Origin of the sequence: Streptomyces griseoluteus (assembly GCF_004784465.1) — a bacterium.
Lineage (GTDB): Bacteria > Actinomycetota > Actinomycetes > Streptomycetales > Streptomycetaceae > Streptomyces > Streptomyces griseoluteus.
On record NZ_SRRU01000001.1, the window covers coordinates 100,851 to 115,144 of the forward strand.

The following is a 14,294-nucleotide window of genomic DNA, read 5'->3' on the forward strand; positions in this document are numbered from 1 at the left end:
GGACGGGGTGGGTCCGGTCCAAAGGGGGGACACGTGGGGGGACCCGTGGCCGGAAGACGCTTTGGCGCGCCCATCGAGGCGGACCGCGAAGTGCCGGGCCTGATAGTGAAGTTCGGCGGATATCCGCTGCACCACGGAGGAGTCGGCGCGATCCGCAGCCTGGGCCGGCTGGGCGTGCCGATGTACGCCATCACCGAGGACCCGTACACCCCGGCCGCCGCCTCCCGCTATCTGGAGCGGGCGTTCGTCTGGCCGACGACCGGCGCGGAGGAGCCGGAGCACCTGGTCGAGGGGCTGCGCCGGATCGGGCGCCGGATCGGCCGGCCGACGGTCCTGATCCCGACCGACGAGGAAGCGGCCGTACTGATCGCCGAGCACCAGGACGAGCTGTCCGGTGCCTTCCTCTTCCCGCCCGTCGACCCGGCCCTGCCGAGGCGGCTGGCCAGCAAGCAGGGGCTGCACGAGCTGTGCGAGGAGCACGGCGTCGCCAGCCCCACGACCGTCTTCCCGACCTCGTACGACCAGGTCGTGGCCTTCGCGGACGAGGCGCTGTTCCCGGTGGTGGCCAAGAACCGGGAGGCGTTCGTCCGGCGCAGCCGCCCCGCCGTGGGCGGCACCACCCGGATCGGCAGCCGCGCCGGTCTGCTGGCCCTCGCCCGCGACTGGGGCGACGACCCCGGTGTGATCCTCCAGGAGTACCTGCCGAGGGAGGCGGCCGAGGACTGGATCGTGCACGCCTGCTTCGACGCGGACGGGAATCCGCTGGCCGTCTTCACCGGCGTCAAGGTCCGCTCCTGGCCCCCGCACGCGGGCATGACGGCCCACGCCTATGTCGTCGACAACCCCGAACTCGCGGATCTGGCGACCCGGTTCGTGAAGCAGCTCGGCTTCGCCGGGGTCGTCGATCTCGACCTGCGTTTCGACCGCCGCGACGGCCAGTACAAGCTGCTGGACTTCAACCCCCGCATGGGCGCGCAGTTCCGGCTCTTCGAGAGCGAGTCGGGCGTGGACGTCGTACGGGCTCTGCACCTGCACCTCACCGGCCGGGCCGTCCCCGAGGGGGAGCAGCGGGCCGGGCGGCGGTTCGTCGTGGAGAACATCGACCTGCCCGCTTGGCTCGCCTACCGGCGCAGCGGTTACACCACGCCGTCCGCCCCCGCGCGGGCCGAGGGCACGGAGCTGGCGTGGCTCGCGGGCGACGACCCGATGCCGTTCCTCACGATGCTCGCCCGCTTCGGCCGCCCCGGCGCGAAGCACCTCTACCAGCTCTGGCGGACCAGCCGCCGGGGCGGCGGCACCTCGCACTCCACGAAGTAGGCAAGGCCACACACGTGGCGCACCGCGTCCTGGGGAGGGACTTCGTGATCCGACCGGTTGCAGTCATCGGGGCCGGGCCGTACGGCCTGTCCACCGCCGCCCATCTGCGGGCGCGCGGCATCCCCGTACGGGTCTTCGGCGACCCCATGGTGAGCTGGCGCGCGCACATGCCGGAGGGGATGCTGCTGAAATCCACCCCGGCCGCCTCGAACCTCGACTGCCCGCAGCCCGGCCACACGCTCGCCGACTTCTGCGACGCGGCGGGTGTCCGGCGGCTGGTCACCGATGAGGACATCATCCCGGCGGAGACCTTCATCGCCTACGGGGAGTGGTTCCAGCAGCGTTTGGTGCCGGACCTCGAGCAGGTCCGGGTGGTCTCGGTCGAGCGGGGACGGCCCGGCGGGTTCGAGCTGAAGCTGGACTCGGGGGAGCAGTTCGGCGCCCGCGCGGTGGTCGTCGCCACCGGGCTCTCCGGCTTCGCCCACCTGCCGCCCGAGCTGGCCGGAGCGGCGTTCGGCGGCCCCGCGCTGGTCACGCACAGTTCCCTCCACCACGACCTGGGCCGGTTCGCGGGCAAGGAGCTGATCGTCGTCGGCGCCGGCCAGTCCGCGCTGGAGACCGCCGCCCTCGCCGCCGAGGCGGGCGCCGGCGTACGGGTCGTCTCGCGCGGCCGGGGGAAGGTCGCCTTCGGCGCGCCGCCCTGGAAGCAGCCGAGGTTCCGCCCCGAGTCGCCGTTCGGCCGCGCCTGGTCGCTGTGGGCGCTCAGCTACCACGCCCAGCCCTACCGCTTCCTGCCCGAGAGCGTCCGGCACCACCTGGTCCGCCGGGTACTCGGGCCGCTCGGCGCCTGGTGGCTGAGGGAGCGCTTCGAGGGCCGGGTGCAGGTGAAGGAGGTGGCGCGAGTGGTGTCCGCCGAGGCGGTGGACGGCGCGCCGGTGCTCACCGTACGTACCCACGGCGGGCGCACCGACCGGCTCACCGCCGACCACGTCATCGCGGCCACCGGCTACCGGGTCGACCTGGCCGCGCTGGACTTTCTCGGCCCCGGCCTGCGCACGGACCTGGCGGTCACGCGGGGCGCGCCGCGCCTCGGCCCCGGCTACGTCTCCTCGCTGCCCGGCCTCTACTTCACCGGTCTGCCCGCGGCCGCCTCGTACGGGCCGGTGATGCGCTTCGTGTGCGGCACGGAATTCGCCTCCCCGAGGCTGGCGAAACACCTGGCCGCGGCACACGGCGCGCGGAGCTGAGCCACGCGTCAACTCCGGTGCGCGCGGGGTGAGTCGGCAGGACCGGCGATCCGTATTCTCTGATCATGGCCGCACCCTCCCCTCTCTCCCGTCCCTCGCTCATCGCCACCGACCTGGACGGGACGCTGCTGCGCGGCGACGACACGGTCTCCGCCAGGTCGCTCGCCGCGCTGGCGGAGGCGGCCCGCGCGGGCGCCCGGCACCTGGTGGTGACGGGCCGCCCGGCGCCCCGGGTGCGCCCCCTGCTGGCCGCGCTCGGCGGTACGGGGCTCGCGGTGTGCGCGCAGGGTGCCCAGGTGTACGACGCCGCCACCGGCACCCTGCTGTGGTCGGTCCGGCTGGACCGGGAGCTGGCCGAGACCGCGCTCGGCAAGATCGAGGCCGAGGTCGGCCAGGTGCACGCGGCCGCCGACCAGGACGGCGTGGACGGGCTCACCCTGGTCGAGTCCGGCTACCGGATGCCGCACCCGACCCTGCCCGCCGTACGGGTGGAGCGGCGCGAGCAGCTCTGGCGGGCACCGATCAGCAAGGTGCTGCTGCGCCACGACCGGCTGTCCGACGACGAACTGGCGGCCACCGCCCGCTCGGTCGTCGGTTCGCTGGCCACGGTCACCATGTCGGGACCCGGCACGGTGGAGCTGCAGCCGTGCGGCATCACCAAGGCGACCGGTCTCGCGCTGGCCGCCGAGCACCTGGGCCTCGGCCGCGCGGACGCCGTCGCCTTCGGCGACATGCCGAACGACATCCCGATGTTCCAGTGGGCGGCCCACGGCGTCGCCATGGCCGGCGCCCACCCGGAACTGAAGGCGGTGGCCGACGAGGTGACCCTCTCCAACGAGGACGACGGGGTGGCCGTCGTCCTGGAGCGCCTGTTCACCCCCTGACGCCGACGGCCCCCGCCGCACGCGCGAGGCGTGCGGCGGGGGCGCGGTGCACAGTGATCGTGCGGGCGGCTTAGTACGGGCCGTTGACGTTGTCGATCGAGCCGTAGCGGTGGTACGCGTAGTTGCAGGCGGCGGTGATGTTGGCGACCGGGTCGTACGGGTCGAAGGACGTGCCGGCGACGTGGTACGTACGGAAGGTCGGGTCGATCACCTGGAGCAGGCCCTTGGACGGGGTGCCGTTGACGGCGTTGATGTCCCAGTTGTTGATGGCCCGCGGGTTGCCCGAGGACTCGCGCATCACGTTGCGGTGGATGCCGTTGTAGGTGCCCGGGATGCCCTTCTCGGCCATGATCGCCAGGGACTGGCGGATCCAGCCGTCGAGGTTGTTCGAGTACGCGGCGGAGGCGGCGGCGGGCTTGGCGGCCGGGGCGGCGGAGGCGCTGGTGGCGCCGATGAGGGGGAGTGCGAACATCGCGGCACCGGTACCGGCGACGGCGAGCGTGCGGACGAGGCGCTTGGTGCGGGCACGGCGCGGCTGAGCAGCAGCAGACATGTCGGTGTTTCCTCTCCGTCGCCTGCGAGGTGAGCTGTCGGGTTCGGGCGGGGAGGTGCCCGGCCGCGTCGTCCCCGGTGCCCGTCGGACACCGGGGACGATCACGGCTTCACCCCTAGCCGTCCCGGCGCGACATGGGTCGCGCCGGTCCGGCGGCTTACCTGGGTCCCCCGCTCCTGCCGTACGAATGAGTTCGTGAGTGGGTGTGCCAGGCGCGGCAGGATTCGGCGTTCGCCTGACAGGGCCGGAACGTATGCGACCGCACATGTCCGGAACAAGTACTGGATTCACCCAAAGCCCTAATTGACCTTGGTCTGTCCCAAATGGCCCACTTGATCCTTTGCGTCTGCCAATCCCTCAACTCCCGTCCCGCGCACGGTAAGAAGGGGGTGAGAGGGGGGCCTGGCGGGGTACACGCGACTGGGCGGTCCACGTGAGCCAACTCACGGAATCGCAAAATACGCAAAATCAGACATGGGGGATTATGCGGATTTGGGCCGTCTGTGGGTATTAGGGAGTGTCGGTCCCCCGCAGGCGGAACCTCTCGCACTCTCCCGTTCGTTGGCCCGGTGTGACCCCCGGAGTGTCGGATCGTCCGACCGACCCCCCCTATACCGACCGTTGTCCACCCATTCGGTACATGACGGACGAAATCCGATACCTCACGAGCTGGACCGGTGGGTGCGATCGGTGATCGAAAGAGGACCGGATACGCTGACTTGACTGATGGCAGCGACCTATCGACAAGCCGTGAAGTCGCCAGCAGACACCAGCAGACAGGAGAACCTCGTGACCGTCGTCGGGCCGTTCGGGCTGAGCGTGCGGGACCAGGCACTGGAAGCCGATGTCCAGGCCGGACTGGCGGCTGTCGAGGCGGGCCTGCTAGAGGCCACCAAGAGCGACGTCCCCTTCATCACCGGGTCCGCCCAGCACCTGGTGCGGGCCGGCGGCAAGCGGTTCCGTCCGCTGCTCGTGCTGCTGTCCGCCCAGTTCGGCGACGGGCACGCCCCGCGCGTCATCCCCTCGGCCGTCGTCGTCGAGCTGACCCACCTGGCCACGCTCTACCACGACGACGTCATGGACGAGGCGGCCGTGCGGCGCGGCGTGGCCAGCGCCAACGCCCGCTGGGGCAACTCGGTCGCGGTCCTCACCGGCGACTTCCTCTTCGCCCGCGCCACGCAGATACTCGCCGATCTCGGCCCCGAGGCCGTCCGGGTGCAGGCCCTCGCCTTCGAGCGCCTCGTCACCGGCCAGATAATGGAGACCGCGGGTCCCCAGGACGGCCGCGACCCGGTCGAGCACTACCTCGACGTGCTCTCCGGCAAGACGGGCTCGCTGGTCGCCGTGTCCTGCCGGTTCGGTGCCATGATGTCCGGCGCCGACGAGAGCGTGGTCGACGTGCTCGCCCAGTACGGCGAGCGGCTCGGCGTCGCCTTCCAGCTCGCCGACGACGTGCTGGACATCGCCTCCGACTCCGACGAGTCCGGCAAGACCCCCGGCACCGATCTGCGCGAGGGCGTGCCCACGCTGCCCGTGCTCCGGCTGCGCGAGCGCGCCGCCCGGCTCGGCGAGCCCGCCGACCTCGCGCTGTGCGAGCTGCTGGACTCCGACCTCAGCGACGACGCCCGGCTCGCCGAGGCGCTGACCGCCCTGCGCGCCCACCCCGCGCTGGAACAGGCCCGCCGCGACGCGGTCCGGTACGCGGAGGAGGCCCGCGCGGCTCTCGCCCCGCTCAAGGACTGCACCGCCAAGTCGGCCCTGGTCGAACTGTGCGACGCCGTGGTGCACCGGGCGGGCTAGGGCCTGCCGGACAGGCTCTGGTGCGTGCGGGCGCTCGTACGACCCCTACGGGTCGGTGCGGGCGCCCGGTCCGTACGTCATACCGCAGGTGTACGCCGAGTTGGCTCCGTGGGCTGACGTACGAGGACTGTCGTATTGGTGTGATGGGAACCAGGGAAACCACCACTCCTCACCGATCCGGGTGAGAATGGCGGCTCAGGTGGAACCCATCGAGCGCAGCCGCCGCCGACGACGGAGGTAAGGCAGACATGGCACCGTACGAATCCGACCACGCGACCGGCGCCGGCCCCGACGAGGACCCGCGTACCGGACGCCGCAAGGCCGCCCGGTACGTGGTGCCCGTCGCGGTGGTGGGTGTCGCGGCCGCCACCATCGGGCTGGTCCCGGCGCTCGCCGCCTCCGGCGACCCGGACCTGCCGAAGATCACCGCGCAGCAGCTGGTCGAGAAGATCGCCAAGTCCGACGTCCAGCGGATGTCCGGCACCGTCAAGATCAGCACCGACCTCGGCCTGCCCGACCTCGGCAGCCTCCAGGAGGGCATGGGCTCCGGCCACGAGGACTCCTCCGCCGACCCGCGGACCAAGCTCACCGAGCTGGCGTCCGGCACCCACACCCTGCGCGTGGCCGCCGACGGCCCCGAGAAGCAGAAGGTCTCGCTGCTGGAGCGCGACGCCGAGTACAGCCTCATCCACAACGACAAGGACGTGTGGGGCTACGACAGCGCGAGCAACGAGGTCTTCCACACGACCGCCCAGCACACCGGCGAGAAGCGCGAACACCGGCCGAGCGCCACGCCCGACGACTTCGCCGAGGAGGCGCTGAAGTCGGTCGACTCCACCACCTCGGTCACCGTCGACGGCACCGCCCGCATAGCCGGCCGGGACGCCTACCAGCTCGTGATCAAGCCCAAGCAGTCCGGCTCCACCGTCCGTGACGTCACCATCGGCGTCGACGCCAGGACCGGCCTGCCGCTGAAGTTCACCCTCACCCCGAAGAGCGGCGGCGCCCCCGTCCTCGACGCCGGCTTCACCAAGGTCTCCTTCGCCGCCCCGCCCGCCTCCACCTTCGACTTCCGCCCGCCCAGGGGCGCGAAGGTGACCGAGGAGAAGCCGGGCAAGGACGAGCACAGCCCCGGCTTCGGCGGGCAGTTCGCGCCGGGCGGTCTGAGCGGCGCCGACACCATCGGCGAGGGCTGGACCACCATCGCCAAGTTCGACACCGGCGCCAAGGGGGACAAGACGTCCCAGCAGGGCGGCGCGATGGGCGGCTTCCTCGGCTCGCTGGGCGACCAGGTCTCCGGCGACTTCGGCAAGGGCACCGTCTTCTCCACCCGCCTGGTCAACGCCCTGATCACCGACGACGGCAAGGTCTACGCGGGCGCGGTCACCAAGAGCGCCCTGGTCAAGGCGGCCGACGCGGACAAGTAACCCGCCCGACACGCGAGGGGACCCGATGGAGCCGGCGTCCGTCACCGGGGAAGGGGCCGCGCCCGTCATCGCCACGCGCGGCCTCACCAAGCGGTACCGGGGTGGACAGCTCGCCGTGGACGGTCTGGACCTGACCGTCCCGGCGGGCAGCGTCTTCGGCTTCCTCGGCCCCAACGGGTCAGGCAAGACCACCACCATCCGCATGCTGATGGGTCTGATCGAACCGACCTCGGGCACCGCGCACGTCCTGGGCCGCCCCATTCCGGGGGCCACCCGTGCCGTACTGCCCGAGGTCGGCGCCCTCATCGAGGGCCCCGCGCTCTACGGCTTCCTCTCCGGCCGGGACAACCTGCTGCGCTACGACTCCGCCGACCCGGCCGCCGACCCCCGCACCCGGCGCGCCCGCACCGCCGCCGCGCTGGAGCGGGTGGGGCTCGCCGCGGCCGGGGGCAAGAAGGCGAGGGCGTACTCGCTCGGCATGAAGCAGCGTCTCGGGCTGGCCGCCGCGCTGCTCCGCCCGCGCCGCCTGCTCGTGCTGGACGAGCCGACCAACGGGCTCGACCCGCAGGGCATGCGTGAGATCCGCGGTCTGATCCGGGAACTGGCCGCCGACGGCACCACCGTCTTCCTCTCCTCCCACCTCCTCGACGAGATCGAGCAGGTCTGCACCCACGCGGCGGTGATGACCCGCGGCCGGCTCGTGACCCAGGGCGCGGTGGCCGACCTGGCCGCCGGGGCGCGCGGCCGGCTCGCCGTGACCACACCGGACCCGGCCGACGCGGCCCGTGTGCTCAAGGAGCAGGGCGTCACCGGCCTCACCGTGGCCGGCGAGACGGTCACCGGGGAACCGCCCGACCGCGACCTCGCCGAGGTGAACGCCGCCCTGGTCGCGGCGGGCGTGCGGGTACGGGGGTTCACGCTCGAACGGGCCTCGCTGGAGGACGCGTTCGTGGCACTGACCGGAGAGGGCTTCGATGTCGCGGGCTGAGACCACCTGCCCCCCTGCGGCCCGGCCGCTGTGGACCTTCGGGCTGCTGCGCAGCGAGCTGGTCACCACCTTGCGCCGCTGGCGCACCCTGGTGCTGCTCGCGGTGCTGGCCGCGGTGCCGGTGCTGATCGGGATCGCGGTACGGGTCGAGACGGGGGGCGGCGGGGACCCGGACCGGGGCGGCGGGGGTCCCGCCTTCATCGCGCAGGTCACCAACAACGGGCTGTTCCTGGTCTTCACCGCGCTCGCGGCGACCCTGCCGTTCTTCCTGCCGATGGCGGTCGGGGTGATCGCCGGGGACGCGGTGGCGGGGGAGGCGGGCGCGGGCACGCTGCGCTATCTGCTGGTCGCCCCGGCGGGCCGTACCCGGCTGCTGCTGACCAAGTACGCGACCGTCCTGGCTTTTTGCCTGCTGGCCACGCTGGTGGTCACGGTCTCCGCGCTGGCCGTGGGCGCGCTGCTGTTCCCGCTGGGGGAGGTCACGACGATCTCCGGTACGCGCATCGGCTTCGGCGACGGGCTGCTCCGGGCGCTGCTGATCGCCCTCGCCGTGGCGGCCTCGCTGACCGGGGTGGCGGCGCTCGGGCTGTTCGTGTCGACGCTGACCCACAGCGGGATCGCGGCGATGGCGACCACGGTGGGGCTGCTGATCACCGTCCAGATCCTCGACCAGATCCCGCAGCTCCACGCGATCCAGCCGTACCTGTTCTCGCACTACTGGCTGTCCTTCGCGGACCTCCTGCGCGACCCGGTCCTCTGGGACGACCTCCGCCGCAACCTGGTCCTCCAGGGGGTCTACGCCGCGGTGTTCGGCACGGCGGCGTGGGCGCGGTTCACGGCGAAGGACATCACGGCCTAGGGGGAGACACCCCCTAGCGGCCCGGGAAGCGGGCCGGTGGGGTCTCGCTCGTGAAGAAGGTCTTCGCGCGGGCCAGTGCCCCGGTGTCGTCGCGTACGTCTCCCGGCCCACTGCCGTTGCCGAGCAGCACCCCGCCGAAGCGCATCTTCAGGTAGGCGGCGGAGTTGTTCAGGCTGCCGATCAGGGGGTCCGCGACCGAGGGGTCCCGGTCGGCGAGCGCCGTCACGCCCCACAGGGTCCGGCCGGCCATCGCCTCCTTGAAGCCGGCCTCGGGGATGCGGAGCCAGCCCGACCAGTGGTCCAGGTAGCGCTTGGTGAGGCTGGAGAGGGAGTACCAGTACAGCGGCGAGGCGATCACCACGTCCGTCGCGGCGAGGGTGGCGTCCAGCAGCATCCCGGCGGGGGTGTCGGGGGCGGGGCGCACGTGGTCGCTGTCGTGCCGCAGGTCCTCCGCCTCGGGCAGCGGCAGCCCGGCCAGCCTGATCCACTCCTGCTCCACCCCCTCCGGCAACTGCTCGGCGGCGGTCCGGGCCAGGAACTCGGTGTTCCCCTGGGTGCGGGCGCTGCCCAGGACGAAGAGGAATCTGCGGCTCATGAGGACCCCTGGGGCGAGAGAAGTTGAATCCGCGTGCATCTTATGCACATGCAAGTACTCTCGCAAGGGTGGCTGGTGCGAGGCTGTGACGTCGCGGTGACGCGCGGGCGTGTCGCGGGCGGCGAGACTGGACGCAGGAGGCGTACGACCGGGCGCGGCGCCGGGGGGAATGAGGGAACAGGGATGTCTCGACTCAGCTTCGAGAAGCGGCGCGCGGACCGGCCGGTCCAGGTCCGCGTCTCGGCCGGCGGCACGGCGTCGGTCGCCGGTGCCCCCGTCCTCAGGGCCCCGGACGAGGACATCCATAACGCGGTCCTCAACCACCTCCGCGATCTGGCCACGTCCCACGGCACCCCGATACGGGCCACCATCCACGACGAGGCGGCGGGGTGCCTGGTCCCGCTGGAGGTCTCGCCGGACGGGACGACACGGATGACGGGCGAGCCGACGAGGCTCCCCGCGGCGCCGGGGACGGTGCAGCCGCCTCGGGGGGTGTTCGGGCCGCCGCCGGTGATGGGGGGTGCGGCGGCGGAACCCATACCGGAGCGGAAGCCTCGGGCTGCTTCCGGCACCGTCAACTTCAGGAAGCCCAAGCCTGGTTCGGGGCCCAAGGCCGCCCCCGAGCCGGCTCCCGAACTCGTCCTCGGTCCCAAGCCCGCCCCCGAGGCCGAGCCCGAGCCCATTCCGCCGAGCCGGTTCGATGCCATCGCGGAGGAGATGCTCGCGGAGGTGCCGGTGGGGGAGACGGCGGACGGGGCGCAGGTGTGGACGGCGGCGCTGGGACGGGTCGGGGATGCCGTACGGGGCGGAGACGTCGAGCGGGCGGCCGAGTTGGCGAGCCGGGCCGTGGCGAAGGCGTCCGGTGCGCTCGGACCCCGGCACCCCGAGGTGCTGCACCTGCGCGAACTCTGCGCGTACATCTCGTACTTGACCGGCGACCCGGCCCGCGCCTTCGACCTCTCGCTGGACCTGGCCCGCAAGCGCGCCGAGTCGGGCGACCCGGCGGCGGCCTACGGCAACGTACGCAGCGCGGCGACCGCGTGGCGCGTGGTGGGCGACGCGGAGCAGGCCCTCCGGATGGGTCGCGAACTCATCGCCGTATGGACCGCGTTGGCCTCGAAGCCGGGCCCGGCCGCGTCCGACCCCCGCCCCCTGGAGTCGGCCCACACCCGGATGACCCGCCTGACGGCACGCGCGGCGGCGGCCGAGGCGTGAGCCGGCTCACTCGCAGCTCTCCGCGACCCGTACCACCCCGAGCACGACCGGGTAGCCGGTGATCTGCTGGTTCGGTCCCGGCCGGGTCTCACAGATCTTCCACTCGGCCGGATCGTCCACCGAACGCCCCTTCCCGCTCACGTCCTTGAAGGCCACCTCGGTGTCGGGGCCCATCTGCACGGCCGCGCGGCCGGCGTTGCCGCCGATGAGGTCCATCATGACGGCGGTGACGGGCTGAGGGCGCGCACTCGCGGACGCGGAAGCGGTGGCCGTGGCGGCGGGGGCGGGGCGCCCCGCCCCCGCACACGCGGTGACCGAGGCCAGCAGGGCGACGGCGGCGAGGGGCCCCAGGAACTGTCTTTTCGTCATGCCCCTGTCTACTACTGAACGCAGAACTCGTTCCCCTCGGGGTCTGCCAGTACGGTCCACACGCCCGCCGGCTCACTCACCTCACGCAGCACGGTGGCCCCCAGCGCGGTGAGCCGAGCCACCTCCCCGGCCCTCCGCTCCGGCCCGGCGTGCAGATCGAGATGCAGCCGGTTCTTGCCGCTCTTGGCCTCCGGCACCCGCTGAAAAAGCACCCGCCGCCCCAGCCCGGTCCCCGTCTCGGGGTCGTACGGGTCATCGGGATGCCGCACAGCCACCAGATCCCGGAACGCGGGCCGCCCGTGGTACTCCACGGTCGCCTCCCCGGCCAACGCCCCGACCGCCAACAACCGCTCGATCAGCGCACTGTTGTCCTCCGGCTCATAGCGCAACGCGGCCCCCCAGAAGTCCGCCTGCCCATGCGGATCGACCGCGTCGACCACAACTTTCCAGTGCAGCGGCTCAACCCGCGAAGAAGAAGTCACCATGCAGCCCTTTTATAGGGCCGGCACCCACCCCGCATGGCGAGTTACGCCACTTCCGCGTGCCTGGATACGTCGCCCGGCCCCACGTACCCCTCAGACATCCACCGCATCCACCGCAGCCGCAGCCGGGTCCGTCCGGCGGGACATCGCCACCACCCGGGCGCGTCGCGCGGAGCGCATCGCGTCCCAGGTCAGGAGGATCAGGGCCAGCCAGACCAGGGCGAAGCCGGCCCAGCGCTCGGGGGGCATGGCCTCGTGGAAGTAGAGGATGCCGAGGAGGAACTGGAAGACCGGGGCCAGGTACTGGAGGAGGCCGAGGGTGGAGAGGGGGACTCGGATCGCGGCGGCGCCGAAGCAGACCAGGGGGAGGGCCGTGACGATGCCGGTGGAGGCCAGGAGGGTGGCGTGGGCGGCGCCCTCCGTGGCGAAGGTGAGGTCGCCCCGGGTGCTGAGCCAGATCAGGTAGGCGAGGGCGGGGAGGAACTGGATGGCCGTTTCGGCGGCCAGGGATTCCACGCCCCCCAGACCGACCTTCTTCTTCACCAGGCCGTACGTCGCGAAGCTCACCGCGAGGCAGAGGGAGATCCACGGGGGCCGGCCGTAGCCCACCGTCAGGACGACGACCGCCGCGAAGCCGACGCCCACCGCCGCCCACTGCGCCGGCCGCAGCCGCTCCTTCAGCAGCAGCACGCCCAGCCCGATCGTCATCAGCGGATTGATGAAGTACCCGAGCGACGCCTCCACCACGTGACCCGAGTTCACCGCCCAGATGTAGACGCCCCAGTTCACCGTGATGACAGCGGCGGCCACCGCGATCAGCGCGAGCCGCCGCGGCTGGCGCAACAGCTCGCCGGCCCATGCCCACCGCCGCACGAACACCAGTGCCACGGCGACGAAGACCAGGGACCACACCATCCGGTGGGCCAGGATCTCCATGGCCCCGGCCGGCTTCAGCAGCGGCCAGAAGAGGGGAACCAGCCCCCACATCCCGTACGCCGCGATGCCGTTCAGCAGCCCTATTCGGTGTTCACCCTTGGACGTCCCGGCCACGGGCTCCTCCTTCTCGCAATCCGCCACGCGGGAACGAAGGTAACGCCGCCCCACCCCGCCTGTCATGCCCGTATCGCCATACGGTCATGACGGGGAAGGAGGGGTGGCGCACCCGGCCCCGACCCCGCCCGGCGGAACCCCTCAGCCGGCCGTCGCCTTCAGGCCCTCCTCCACCGCCACCGACAGCGGCGTCGTCGGCCGCCCGATCAGCCGCGACAACTCCCCGCCCGGCACCACCAGCTCGTCCCGCGCGATCGACTCGTCCACCCCGGCCAGCATCTCCGCGAGCGCGTCCGGCAGCCCCGCGCCGGCCAGGATGCCCTTGAGGGTCTCCCCGGACACGGACTGGTAGCTGATCGTCCGCCCCGTCCGCGCGCTCAGCTCGGCCGCGTACTCCGCGAAGCCCCACGCCACGTCGCCGCCCAGCTCGTAGGTGGTGTTCTCGTGGCCCTCACCGGTCAGCACGGCGACCGCCGCGGCGGCATAGTCGGCACGGGCGGCGGAGGAGACGCGGCCCTCGCCCGCGGCCGTGACCACCGCGTCGTGGGCCAGCACGGGGGCCAGGTTCTCGGTGTAGTTCTCGTGGTACCAGCCGTTGCGCAGCAGCGAGTACGGCAGCCCGGAGGCGAGCACCGCCTCCTCGGTCGCCCGGTGGTCGTCGGCCAGCGTCGCGGTCAGGGTGCCCGGCGCGCTGGTGTACGCGAGCAGTGCCACCCCCGCCGCCTTCGCCGCGTCGATGACCACCTGGTGCTGGGCCACCCGGCCCTTGTCGAACTCGTTGCCCGAGATCAGCAGCACCTTGTCGCCGGCCGAGAAGAGGCCGTCGAAGGTCTCGGGGGCGTTGTAGTCGGCGACGGCCAGCCGCACACCGCGCTCGGCGAACCCGGCGCCCTTGGCCTTGTCCCGCACGACCGCGGTGATCTCCTCGGCCGGGACCCGCTCCAGCAACTGGGCGATCACGTGGCGGCCGAGGTGTCCGGTGGCTCCGGTGACGACGATGCTCATGGCGTTACTCCTAGGGGAACGTCGGGGTTATGTCGCTAACCCTAGGAACGGCGCTAACCAAAAGACAGTACCCACTTACAAGTAAGGTACTGCTATGAAGGTAAGCAACAAGGTCGGCGAAGCCCTGTGCCCGCAGCGCCTGGTGCTGGAGCATGTGACGAGCCGCTGGGGCACGCTCGTCCTCATCGAGCTGCTGGACCGCTCCTACCGGTTCGGGGAGCTGCGGCGGGCGGTCGGCCGCTGGGGCGGCCGCGAGGTCAGCGAGAAGATGCTCACCCAGACCCTCCAGACCCTGGAGCGGGACGGCCTGGTCCACCGGGACGCCAAGCCGGTCATCCCGCCCCGCGTCGACTACTCCCTCACCGGCCTGGGCCGCGAGGCCGCCGAGCAGGTCAGGGCGCTGGCGGTGTGGACCGAGGACCGCCTGGAGCAGGTGGAGAAGGCCCGCCGCGCATACGACGAGGTCCGGGAGACACGCTCCCGGACCTCGTAGAACAACGCCG

General features: G+C 72.2%; 15 protein-coding genes and 1 riboswitch. Of the genes, 9 read left to right on the forward strand and 6 right to left on the reverse strand.

Features of this window, described 5'->3' with window-relative positions:
- The first annotated feature begins 45 nt into the window (after nucleotides 1-45).
- From E5082_RS00500 to E5082_RS00510, 3 genes are all read left to right on the forward strand, one after another.
- Complete coding sequence (locus E5082_RS00500) at nucleotides 46-1,317, forward strand: carboxylate--amine ligase (protein ID WP_135789343.1); 1,272 nt, start codon at nucleotides 46-48, stop codon at nucleotides 1,315-1,317.
- Between the two features lie 44 nt (nucleotides 1,318-1,361).
- A complete protein-coding gene (locus E5082_RS00505; protein WP_135789344.1) occupies nucleotides 1,362-2,564 on the forward strand; it encodes an FAD-dependent oxidoreductase in 1,203 nt (400 codons plus the stop codon).
- Nucleotides 2,565-2,629: 65 nt separating this feature from the next.
- Complete coding sequence (locus E5082_RS00510; RefSeq protein ID WP_135789345.1) at nucleotides 2,630-3,448, forward strand: HAD family hydrolase; 819 nt, start codon at nucleotides 2,630-2,632, stop codon at nucleotides 3,446-3,448.
- Between the two features lie 70 nt (nucleotides 3,449-3,518).
- On the opposite strand, the gene E5082_RS00515 is transcribed toward E5082_RS00510, so the two are convergent.
- A complete protein-coding gene (locus E5082_RS00515) occupies nucleotides 3,519-4,001 on the reverse strand; it encodes a transglycosylase SLT domain-containing protein (protein ID WP_135789346.1) in 483 nt (160 codons plus the stop codon).
- Nucleotides 4,002-4,005: 4 nt separating this feature from the next.
- Nucleotides 4,006-4,205: riboswitch (cyclic di-AMP (ydaO/yuaA leader) on the reverse strand.
- A 585-nt stretch (nucleotides 4,206-4,790) separates the two neighbouring features.
- Here E5082_RS00515 and E5082_RS00520 point away from each other — a divergent pair.
- From E5082_RS00520 to E5082_RS00535, 4 genes are all read left to right on the forward strand, one after another.
- Nucleotides 4,791-5,801 carry a polyprenyl synthetase family protein gene (locus E5082_RS00520; RefSeq protein ID WP_135789347.1) on the forward strand — a complete coding sequence of 337 codons (1,011 nt, stop codon included), beginning with the start codon at nucleotides 4,791-4,793 and terminating at the stop codon, nucleotides 5,799-5,801.
- Nucleotides 5,802-6,049: 248 nt separating this feature from the next.
- Nucleotides 6,050-7,228: a LolA family protein gene (locus E5082_RS00525; protein ID WP_135789348.1), complete on the forward strand. Its 1,179-nt coding sequence runs from the start codon at nucleotides 6,050-6,052 to the stop codon at nucleotides 7,226-7,228.
- Between the two features lie 25 nt (nucleotides 7,229-7,253).
- Nucleotides 7,254-8,216, forward strand: coding sequence for an ABC transporter ATP-binding protein (locus tag E5082_RS00530; RefSeq protein WP_135789349.1), 963 nt, complete (start codon nucleotides 7,254-7,256; stop codon nucleotides 8,214-8,216).
- Nucleotides 8,203-9,075, forward strand: a complete 873-nt coding sequence (locus E5082_RS00535; RefSeq protein WP_135789350.1) for an ABC transporter permease — start codon at nucleotides 8,203-8,205, stop codon at nucleotides 9,073-9,075. The genes E5082_RS00530 and E5082_RS00535 overlap by 14 nt, the downstream gene beginning before the upstream one ends.
- Nucleotides 9,076-9,088: 13 nt before the next feature.
- On the opposite strand, the gene E5082_RS00540 is transcribed toward E5082_RS00535, so the two are convergent.
- Nucleotides 9,089-9,670 (reverse strand): flavodoxin family protein, encoded by a 582-nt coding sequence (locus tag E5082_RS00540; RefSeq protein WP_135789351.1) that lies wholly within the window; start codon nucleotides 9,668-9,670, stop codon nucleotides 9,089-9,091.
- A gap of 183 nt (nucleotides 9,671-9,853) precedes the next feature.
- Between E5082_RS00540 and E5082_RS00545 the strand changes: the two genes are divergently transcribed.
- On the forward strand, nucleotides 9,854-10,885 hold the full coding sequence (locus E5082_RS00545; protein WP_190045417.1) for a tetratricopeptide repeat protein: 1,032 nt from the start codon (nucleotides 9,854-9,856) through the stop codon (nucleotides 10,883-10,885).
- 6 nt (nucleotides 10,886-10,891) lie between these two features.
- Here the strand turns inward: E5082_RS00545 and E5082_RS00550 are convergent, their stop codons facing one another.
- The 4 genes from E5082_RS00550 to E5082_RS00565 all read right to left on the reverse strand — a co-directional run bounded on the left by E5082_RS00550 (nucleotide 10,892) and on the right by E5082_RS00565 (nucleotide 13,791).
- On the reverse strand, nucleotides 10,892-11,254 hold the full coding sequence (locus tag E5082_RS00550) for a hypothetical protein (RefSeq protein ID WP_135789352.1): 363 nt from the start codon (nucleotides 11,252-11,254) through the stop codon (nucleotides 10,892-10,894).
- A gap of 11 nt (nucleotides 11,255-11,265) precedes the next feature.
- Nucleotides 11,266-11,739 carry a VOC family protein gene (locus tag E5082_RS00555; RefSeq protein ID WP_135789353.1) on the reverse strand — a complete coding sequence of 158 codons (474 nt, stop codon included), beginning with the start codon at nucleotides 11,737-11,739 and terminating at the stop codon, nucleotides 11,266-11,268.
- A gap of 90 nt (nucleotides 11,740-11,829) precedes the next feature.
- Nucleotides 11,830-12,786, reverse strand: coding sequence for an EamA family transporter RarD (gene rarD, locus E5082_RS00560; protein WP_135789354.1), 957 nt, complete (start codon nucleotides 12,784-12,786; stop codon nucleotides 11,830-11,832).
- A 141-nt stretch (nucleotides 12,787-12,927) separates the two neighbouring features.
- Nucleotides 12,928-13,791 (reverse strand): SDR family oxidoreductase, encoded by an 864-nt coding sequence (locus tag E5082_RS00565; protein WP_135789355.1) that lies wholly within the window; start codon nucleotides 13,789-13,791, stop codon nucleotides 12,928-12,930.
- A 94-nt stretch (nucleotides 13,792-13,885) separates the two neighbouring features.
- Here E5082_RS00565 and E5082_RS00570 point away from each other — a divergent pair, with 94 nt between their 5' ends.
- Nucleotides 13,886-14,284 (forward strand): winged helix-turn-helix transcriptional regulator, encoded by a 399-nt coding sequence (locus E5082_RS00570; RefSeq protein ID WP_135789356.1) that lies wholly within the window; start codon nucleotides 13,886-13,888, stop codon nucleotides 14,282-14,284.
- The last annotated feature ends 10 nt before the right edge of the window (nucleotides 14,285-14,294 follow it).

Coding starts and splice junctions, on each gene's coding strand:
- E5082_RS00510 (WP_135789345.1), top strand. CDS start 2,630: ATGGCCGCACCCTCCCCTCTCTCCCGTCCCTCGCTCATCGCCACCGAC.
- E5082_RS00515 (WP_135789346.1), bottom strand. CDS start 4,001: ATGTCTGCTGCTGCTCAGCCGCGCCGTGCCCGCACCAAGCGCCTCGTC.
- E5082_RS00525 (WP_135789348.1), top strand. CDS start 6,050: ATGGCACCGTACGAATCCGACCACGCGACCGGCGCCGGCCCCGACGAG.
- E5082_RS00530 (WP_135789349.1), top strand. CDS start 7,254: ATGGAGCCGGCGTCCGTCACCGGGGAAGGGGCCGCGCCCGTCATCGCC.
- E5082_RS00535 (WP_135789350.1), top strand. CDS start 8,203: ATGTCGCGGGCTGAGACCACCTGCCCCCCTGCGGCCCGGCCGCTGTGG.
- E5082_RS00540 (WP_135789351.1), bottom strand. CDS start 9,670: ATGAGCCGCAGATTCCTCTTCGTCCTGGGCAGCGCCCGCACCCAGGGG.
- E5082_RS00545 (WP_190045417.1), top strand. CDS start 9,854: ATGTCTCGACTCAGCTTCGAGAAGCGGCGCGCGGACCGGCCGGTCCAG.
- E5082_RS00550 (WP_135789352.1), bottom strand. CDS start 11,254: ATGACGAAAAGACAGTTCCTGGGGCCCCTCGCCGCCGTCGCCCTGCTG.
- E5082_RS00555 (WP_135789353.1), bottom strand. CDS start 11,739: ATGGTGACTTCTTCTTCGCGGGTTGAGCCGCTGCACTGGAAAGTTGTG.
- E5082_RS00565 (WP_135789355.1), bottom strand. CDS start 13,791: ATGAGCATCGTCGTCACCGGAGCCACCGGACACCTCGGCCGCCACGTG.
- E5082_RS00570 (WP_135789356.1), top strand. CDS start 13,886: ATGAAGGTAAGCAACAAGGTCGGCGAAGCCCTGTGCCCGCAGCGCCTG.